Origin of the sequence: Bradyrhizobium sp. ORS 375, from assembly GCF_000239775.1 — a bacterium.
Classification (GTDB): Bacteria; Pseudomonadota; Alphaproteobacteria; order Rhizobiales; family Xanthobacteraceae; genus Bradyrhizobium.
On the sequence record NZ_CAFI01000132.1, the window covers coordinates 1 to 2790 of the forward strand.

3 protein-coding genes are annotated in these 2790 nt (G+C 64.9%); all 3 read left to right on the plus strand.

All coding sequences use genetic code 11. The annotated features are described in order from the left end of the window. Positions 1 to 161: 161 nt before the first annotated feature. From BRAO375_RS11535 to BRAO375_RS11545, 3 genes are read left to right on the plus strand one after another with little or no spacing between them, the layout of a single operon-like run. The gene (locus tag BRAO375_RS11535) at positions 162 to 671 is read left to right on the plus strand and encodes a TRAP transporter small permease (protein WP_006611344.1); all 510 of its coding nucleotides are present in this window, start codon (positions 162 to 164) and stop codon (positions 669 to 671) included. Positions 672 to 677: 6 nt separating this feature from the next. After that, positions 678 to 1997 carry a TRAP transporter large permease gene (locus tag BRAO375_RS11540; RefSeq protein ID WP_006611345.1) on the plus strand — a complete coding sequence of 440 codons (1320 nt, stop codon included), beginning with the start codon at positions 678 to 680 and terminating at the stop codon, positions 1995 to 1997. Continuing rightward, entirely contained in the window at positions 1994 to 2473 is a 480-nt protein-coding gene (locus tag BRAO375_RS11545) for a DUF3237 domain-containing protein (RefSeq protein ID WP_009027650.1), read from the plus strand. Before BRAO375_RS11540 ends, BRAO375_RS11545 begins: the two co-directional genes overlap by 4 nt. Positions 2474 to 2790: the final 317 nt, after the last annotated feature.

The window sequence follows — 2790 nt, forward strand, 5'->3', positions numbered from 1 at the left end:
ATGTGCTCGCGGCCAGCTCTGTACCCCCCGTCAGCTCGTTGCTGGGAGACTCCCCCTCACCCCAACCCTCTCCCCGCACGCGGGGCGAGGGAGCTCACCGCCTACTGCGATGCAGATCGCCTCGCACTCAACATAAGCGCCAAAATACGAACGGACACGCCATGCAGCGCGCCTTCATGGACCGGATCATCGACGGGATCGAGTGGATCGCCGCATTCTTCGTCGGCATCGTCGCGCTCGACATCTTCCTGTCGGTGCTGCTGCGAAACACGTTGAACTACGCGATCCCCGATTCGTTCGACATCGGCCGCATGCTGCTCGGCATCCTGATCTTCTGGGGCATCGCTGCGACATCTTATCGCGGCACCCACATCACCGTGGATCTGATCTGGGGCAATGTCGGCCCGCGCTACCAGCGCTGGATCGACATCTTCGCAACCCTCGTCCTGCTGTTCGTCGTCACGGTGCAGACCTGGACCCTGTTCGACAAGGTGCGCGGCACCTATGAGGACAACGTCCTCACCTTCGATCTGCACATGCCGACCTGGCCGTTCTTCGCCATCGCCTGGATCGGCGACGTCTCGGCGGTGCTCCTGATTGCCATCCGGACCTATCGCCTGATCTTCCATCCCGAGGAGATTCATGACCCTCACGTCAAGCCCACGGAGTAGTGCCGCATGAGCACGGATGCGGTTGCCGTCATCGGCTTCGTTGCGCTGTTTGCGCTGATGCTGCTGCGCGTGCCCGTCGGCATGGCGATGGGCCTCGTCGGCGTCTCCGGCTTCGCCTATCTCGTCAACGGCACGGCGGCGCTGAAGCTGGTCGGCCAGACCTCGATGCGCACGGTCACGGACTACACGTTCGGCGTGATCCCGATGTTCCTCTTGATGGGAACGTTCGTGTCCAACTCCGGCATGAGCCGCGAGCTGTTCCGCGCCGCCAACGGCTTCGTCGGACATCTGCGCGGCGGCCTCGGCATCGCCACCGTCGCCGCCTGCGGCGGCTTCGCGGCGATCTGCGGCTCGTCGGTCGCGACCGCGGCGACGTTCTCGGCCGTGGCCTATCCGGAGATGCGCCGCTTCGGCTATCCGCAATCCTTCGCCACCGGCGTCATCGCTGCCGGCGGCACGCTGGGGGCCATGTTGCCGCCGTCGACGGTGCTCGCGGTCTACGGCATCATCACCGAGCAGGACATCGGCAAGCTGTTCATCGCCGGCATCATCCCGGGCCTGCTCGCGATGACCATGTACATGATCACCATCACGGTGATCGGCAAGGTTCGGCCGGACTTCCTGCCCAAGGGCGAGGCGCCGCCGTGGCGCGAGCGTATCGCGGGGCTGAAGGGCATCTGGGCGCCGGTGCTCTTGTTCCTGTTCGTGATCGGCGGCCTCTACGGCCTGCCGTTCCTGCCGCGCTTCACGCCCACTGAGGCCGGCGGCGTCGGCGCCACCGGCGCGTTCCTGATCGGCGTGTTCACCGGCCGGCTCGACAAGGAGAAGATCCTGGCCTCGCTGCTGCAGGCGACGCGCACCGCGGCCGCCGTGTTCACCGTGCTGATCGGCGCGCTGATCTTCGGCTATTTCCTCACGGTGACGCAGACGCCGCAGAAGGTGACGGAATTCCTCACCGGCCTCGGCCTCGGCCCCTACGGCGTACTGGCGCTGATCATGGTGATGTATCTGGTGCTCGGCTGCCTGATGGACGCCATGGCGATGATCATCCTGACCGTGCCGATCATCTTCCCGGTGATCTCGCATCTCGGCTTCGATCCGATCTGGTTCGGCGTCATCATCGTGATGACCGTCGAGCTCGGCCTGATCCATCCGCCGGTCGGCATGAACGTGTTCGTGATCAAATCGGTGGTGAAGGACGTATCATTCTCGACGATCTTCAAAGGCGTGCTGCCCTTCGTCGCCACCGACCTGATCCGTCTGGTGATCCTGATCGCCTTCCCGCTGCTCGCCACCTGGCTGCCGCAACAGATGATGAACCGATGACCGCGCCCGTTCTCGACACCCGCTACGTCTTCACCCTCACCGTGATGATCGGCGCCGTCACGACGGCCGGCGAGACCGGCATCGGCGTGCGCCGGATCATCCCGATCCATGGCGGCGAGGTGAAGGGCCCGGGCCTGAACGGCGAGGGCGTCAGCGGCAGGATCTGCAATTTCGGCGCCGACTTCCAGGTGATCCGCCCGAACGAGCTGATCGACCTCGAGGCCAAATACGGCTTCGAGACCGACGATGGCGCCACCATCTATGTCGAGAACCGCGGCATCCGCTTCGGGCCGGTCGACCTCTTGCAGAAGCTCAAGCGCGGCGAGCCGGTGGACCCCAAGCTGATCTACTTCCGCACCCACCCGCGCTTCGAGACCGGCCACGAGAAGTACCGCTGGCTGATGGAGCACGTCTTCGTCGGCTCCGCGGCGCGGCATGCCGATCGCGTCGTCATCGACGTGCACGTGGTGCTGTAGACGGGCGGAATTTAGCGCTCGCTCCTCTCCACGGCGTCATGGCCGGGCTTGTCCCGACCATCCACGTGGATCGGCATCCTGGGAACGACGTGGATGCCCGGGACGAGCCCGGGCATGACGGAGTAACTAACTGACCGCAGTATTCGTCGCGACAGCTTCGAATGCGCGACAGACGAGCAACTAATCCTCGTCGTCCCAGCCCACCGCCCGGCCATAGCCGCCGTGGTCGCAGGGGCGATAGCGGTGGGCCGGCACGTAGCTGTAACGCTCATAACCATAGCCGTCATACGCCGCGTCGCGGTAGTGGGAGCGGTAGA

What these genes read in the sequence shown, in the direction of transcription:
- BRAO375_RS11540 (WP_006611345.1), top strand. Translation starts at nt 678, where the DNA reads ATGAGCACGGATGCGGTTGCCGTCATCGGCTTCGTTGCGCTGTTTGCG.
- BRAO375_RS11545 (WP_009027650.1), top strand. Translation starts at nt 1,994, where the DNA reads ATGACCGCGCCCGTTCTCGACACCCGCTACGTCTTCACCCTCACCGTG.
- BRAO375_RS11535 (WP_006611344.1), top strand. Translation starts at nt 162, where the DNA reads ATGCAGCGCGCCTTCATGGACCGGATCATCGACGGGATCGAGTGGATC.